The organism is Rubrivirga sp., assembly GCF_049648075.1.
In the GTDB taxonomy this organism is placed as follows: Bacteria; Bacteroidota; Rhodothermia; order Rhodothermales; family Rubricoccaceae; genus Rubrivirga.
Map to the genome: position 1 here is coordinate 1 of NZ_JBARYR010000755.1, position 4,327 is coordinate 4,327.

6 protein-coding genes are annotated in these 4,327 nt (G+C 67.9%); 4 read left to right on the forward strand and 2 right to left on the reverse strand.

Annotated elements, in window-relative coordinates; translation table 11 throughout:
- A partial coding sequence (locus WBA11_RS19950) for a hypothetical protein (protein ID WP_424522381.1) occupies positions 1-493 on the reverse strand: 493 nt, incomplete at its 3' end.
- Between the two features lie 26 nt (positions 494-519).
- Positions 520-1,191, reverse strand: coding sequence for an RNA polymerase sigma factor (locus tag WBA11_RS19955; RefSeq protein ID WP_424522382.1), 672 nt, complete (start codon positions 1,189-1,191; stop codon positions 520-522).
- A gap of 230 nt (positions 1,192-1,421) precedes the next feature.
- Here WBA11_RS19955 and rplM point away from each other — a divergent pair, with 230 nt between their 5' ends.
- The 4 genes from rplM to tsf all read left to right on the forward strand — a co-directional run bounded on the left by rplM (position 1,422) and on the right by tsf (position 4,302).
- On the forward strand, positions 1,422-1,868 hold the full coding sequence (gene rplM, locus WBA11_RS19960) for a 50S ribosomal protein L13 (RefSeq protein WP_424522383.1): 447 nt from the start codon (positions 1,422-1,424) through the stop codon (positions 1,866-1,868).
- 3 nt (positions 1,869-1,871) lie between these two features.
- Positions 1,872-2,261: a 30S ribosomal protein S9 gene (gene rpsI / locus WBA11_RS19965; RefSeq protein ID WP_424522384.1), complete on the forward strand. Its 390-nt coding sequence runs from the start codon at positions 1,872-1,874 to the stop codon at positions 2,259-2,261.
- 173 nt (positions 2,262-2,434) lie between these two features.
- Positions 2,435-3,286 carry a 30S ribosomal protein S2 gene (gene rpsB / locus WBA11_RS19970; protein ID WP_424522385.1) on the forward strand — a complete coding sequence of 284 codons (852 nt, stop codon included), beginning with the start codon at positions 2,435-2,437 and terminating at the stop codon, positions 3,284-3,286.
- A gap of 185 nt (positions 3,287-3,471) precedes the next feature.
- On the forward strand, positions 3,472-4,302 hold the full coding sequence (gene tsf, locus WBA11_RS19975) for a translation elongation factor Ts (protein ID WP_424522386.1): 831 nt from the start codon (positions 3,472-3,474) through the stop codon (positions 4,300-4,302).
- The last annotated feature ends 25 nt before the right edge of the window (positions 4,303-4,327 follow it).

The following is a 4,327-nucleotide window of genomic DNA, read 5'->3' on the forward strand; positions in this document are numbered from 1 at the left end:
CGGCCTCACCGTAGCCGACGGCCAGGATAGCGACGGCAGCGACCAGCCGTGGCGCCCACCGAGCCCGGCGCGGGGGCGGAGCGACCTCGAGGTCGACGAGCCGTAGGGTCGGAGCGGCGCCGTCGCCCTCGACGAGACCTGTCCTCGACGGACGAGAGCGTCCCGACAGCTGCTCGTAGTGCGCGACGGGGTCCCGCGCGTCACGGGCGAGCTCGTCGAACCGGTCCTCGAGGTGGCGCGTCTGGGCGCGCACCTCGGGGTCGGCGCTGATCTGCCGGAGCCGGGTGCGCCCGGTGCGGCGATCGAACACGCGCTCGGCGGCCTCGAGGTCGGCATCCGTCGCGAGAGCGGCGTCTAGGATCGCAGCGAGCCGCTTCGCGTCGGCGTGCGCGTCCTCGAGGTCGGGGCGGCCTGCGACCTCGAGGTCGAGGGCGGCGCGGTCCTCTGGCGAGAGGTCGGGGTAGAGGTCGAGACGGAGAGACAGATCGGACACGGGTGCTTGTACTATCGCCTTAGACTTCAGTCGGAGGTGGATCTAACTGAGGCGCCGACTCCTCCGTCATCGTTCAGGATTTCGGCGTTCAGCGCGCGGAGGCCAGGGTATTCGCGGATCCGGCCCCGGGCGCGGGCCGCGTAGGTCCGAACCGTCGCGACCGGGTGGCCGGTCCGGTCGGCGATGTCGTCGTACTCGACGCCCTCGAGGTATTTCAAGCGTGCGATCTCGGCCACCGACTCGGGCAACGCCGCGATGGCACGTGTCATCAGGCTTCGGATCAGTGCGCGGTCGTGACTACCGAGCGGCGATGGATCCGCTACGAGACCGGCCGGGAGTTCGACGACGTCGCGCCGCCGCTTCCGGTGCGAGAGCAGCACGTTCCGACACAACACGCTGACGTACTGGGGGAACCGGTCGGGGTCGTTGACCGACTCGAAGGCCTTGCCGATACGCCTGTACGCGTTGCTGACAGCGGCATCGAGGTCGCTGGCCCCTCCGGTACGCTCGGTCATGAACCGAGTGTAGAAGTAGCGGTAGGCGTAGAGGTAGGCCCACAGATCGGCGACGTCACGGTCCCGAACGTCCCCGTCCTCGCGCCATCTCGCGTACACCTCACGCGCGCGCTCGTAGTCGTCGACCTCGAACGGGAGGTCGCGCGCGAGCAACGCAAATCGGTCGGGAGAGTCGTTGTGCACAGGTGGACGAGGGCGCCGGGGAAGATAGAGGAGGCCCGGAGGACCCGGGAAGAATGGTAGAAGCCACGTCCTCGAGGCCAGATGCGGGGCCTAGCGCATTGCTCCGGCCGCCGCCGCCCCCTAGCTTCCTCGATCCGATTGCGCCCGGCGTGGGGTCTGTCTGCCACGCCTCGGGGGACCCACTGTGGGTCGCCCGTTTTTTTGTCTTCGGCGCACACGCGCCCACCTATATGAACACGACATCGTTCAAGACGTACAGCGCCAAGCCTGGCGACGTCGAGGCCGCATGGCATGTGGTCGACGCCGAGAACGTCGTCGTCGGCCGTCTGGCTGCGCGCGTGGCCTCGATCCTCCGCGGCAAGCACAAGCCCGAGTACACGCCCCACATGGACGTCGGTGATCACATCGTGATCATCAACGCCGAGAAGGTGCGGTTCACGGGCAAGAAGGAGACCGACAAGCAGTACTTCCGCCACTCCGGCTATCCCGGCGGCATCCGCTCGCGGACGCCCAAGGAGGCCCGCGCCTCCAAGCCGACGTTCATCATCGAGAACGCGGTCAAGGGCATGCTCCCTCGCACCAAGCTCGGCCGGGCGATGGCGAAGAAGCTCCACGTCTACGCCGGCCCCGACCATCCGCACGAGGCTCAGCAGCCTCAGTCGCTCGACATCGCTTAAATCATGGCAACCCAGTTCCAGGCCGTCGGCCGCCGCAAGACGTCGGTCGCCCGCGTCTACCTCCGCCCGGGTTCGGGCAACGTGATCGTCAACAAGCGCGAGCTCGCGGAGTACCTCCCGACGAAGATCCGCCAGGCCTCGGCCACGGCGCCGCTCGACCTGACGGAGCTCCGTGGGGAGTTCGACGTGTTGGTCAACGCCAAGGGCGGTGGCTTGACCGGCCAGGCCGAGGCGATCCAGCTCGGCATCGCCCGCTGCTTGGTCCAGTTCAACGACGAGCTGCGCAAGCCGCTTCGCGACGCCGGCTACATGACGCGCGACCCGCGCATGGTCGAGCGGAAGAAGCCGGGCCAGCCCAAGGCTCGTAAGAAGTTCCAGTTCTCGAAGCGCTAGTCGCTTCGTGGGGGTCGTCCCCGAGGGCGGCCCTTTTATCTCACACCCCGCCCGAGTGGCTGCCGGGTGCCCCGAGGCTCGTCCTCGAGGTCGGCAGTCGTGGTGACGGCGGGGCTAGGCTTAACCCGCACGGCACGCCCTCGAGGTCGGACCGTGCACCCCAAACCAGAAAAATGGCACGCGCCTCGATTGAAGACCTCCTCCGCGCGGGCGCCCACTTTGGGCACCTGACCAGCCGGTGGAACCCGAAGATGGCTCCGTACATCTTCATGCAGCGGAACGGGATCCACATCCTGGACCTCAAGCAGACCCAGCGCTTGCTGGACGACGCCGCCGACGCCGCCGGCCGGTTCGCCTCGAAGGGCCGCAAGATCCTGTTCGTCGGGACGAAGAAGCAGGCCCAGAACGTGGTCAAGGAAGAGGCCGAGCGCGCCGGGATGCCGTTCGCCGTCGACCGCTGGCAGGGCGGTATGCTGACCAACTTCGCGACCATCCGCGGCTCGCTCCGCCGGATGGAGACGTTGCGCCGAGAGGACGCCGACGGCACCGCGGACAAGCTCAAGAAGAAGGAGCGCCTGATGCGCGCGCGTGAGCTCGAGAAGCTCGACCGTGTACTCGGCGGCATCTCCGAGATGGGCAAGCTGCCTGGCGCCTTGTTCGTGGTCGACGTCAAGCGCGAGCACATCGCCGTCGACGAGGCCCGCAAGCTCAAGATCCCGATCATCGCGTTGGTCGACTCGAACGTGGACCCGGACCTGGTGGACTACCCGATCCCGGCCAACGACGACGCCATGAAGTCGGTCGCGCTGTTCACGCGCCACATCGCCGACGCCATCATCGAGGGCCAGAAGGCCGGCGCCATCGAGCGCGACTCCGCCGTCGCCGAGGCCCAGAGCCGCGCTGCCGACGAGGCCAAGGTGTCGGAGGCTGAGGCGAAGGCCGAAGAAGCCGAGCCGGTCACGACCATGGCAGACGCCGAAGCCGAAGCCCGCACCGAGGCCGCTGCCGCCAAGACGGCCAGCTAGCCCGTCCTCGATGTGCCGTCCTCGAGGGTTCGACCTCGAGGACGGACCTGCTACCTCTCTGTGACGGGGAAACGCGGTCGCCCTCGACTCGTCGTTTCCCCGTTTTTGGTGGGCTGCGCCGCCGACCTCGAGGTCGGCCCAGCATGGCCCGGACCCTGACACGACCACTTACCCCAATCAAAAAAATGGCAATCAAGGCACAGGACGTCAAGACCCTCCGCGAGGCGACCGGCGTCGGCATGATGGACTGCAAGAAGGCGTTGGTCGAGGCCGACGGCGACTTCGACAAGGCGATCGAGATCCTGCGGACCAAGGGCGAGAAGGTGGCCGCCAAGCGCGCCGACCGCGACGCCTCCGAGGGCGCCATCGTGACCGCGACCACGGACGACGGCACGACCGGCGTCATCGTCGAGGTCAACTCCGAGACCGACTTCGTCGCCCGCAACTCGGACTTCACCGACTTCGCCCAAAAGATCGCCGACGCGCTCTTGGCCGCTCGGCCCGCGGGGATCGGTGAGGCCCAGGCCGTCGAGGTCGACGGCGCTCCACTCGCGGAGGCGCTGATCACGATGACGGGCAAGATCGGCGAGAAGATCGACGTCCGCCGCTTCGAGGTCGTCGAGGCCAGCGAGGGCGGCACCGTCGTCGACTATGTCCACGCGGGCGCCAAGCTCGGCGTGTTGGTCGAGATGGAAGGCTCGGGTGACCTCCCCGCGGCTGGCCGCGACGTGGCCATGCAGGCCGCCGCCATGAACCCGATCGCCGCCACGCGCGCCGACGTCCCGCAGGAGACGCAGGACAAAGAGCGCGAGATCGGCCGCGAGCAGGCCAAGGCCGAGGGCAAGCCGGAGCAGATCCTGGACAAGATCGCCGAGGGCAAGCTGAACCGGTACTTCAAGGACAACGTGCTCGTGGAGCAGCCCTTCGTCAAGGACTCCTCGATGACGGTCCAGCAGATGCTCACGAAGAGCGACGCCGACCTCCGCCGGTTCGTCCGGTTCGCGCTGGGCGCATAGCCAACCGGCTCGTCTCGACCTCGAG

Coding starts and splice junctions, on each gene's coding strand:
- rplM (WP_424522383.1), top strand. CDS start 1,422: ATGAACACGACATCGTTCAAGACGTACAGCGCCAAGCCTGGCGACGTC.
- rpsI (WP_424522384.1), top strand. CDS start 1,872: ATGGCAACCCAGTTCCAGGCCGTCGGCCGCCGCAAGACGTCGGTCGCC.
- rpsB (WP_424522385.1), top strand. CDS start 2,435: ATGGCACGCGCCTCGATTGAAGACCTCCTCCGCGCGGGCGCCCACTTT.
- tsf (WP_424522386.1), top strand. CDS start 3,472: ATGGCAATCAAGGCACAGGACGTCAAGACCCTCCGCGAGGCGACCGGC.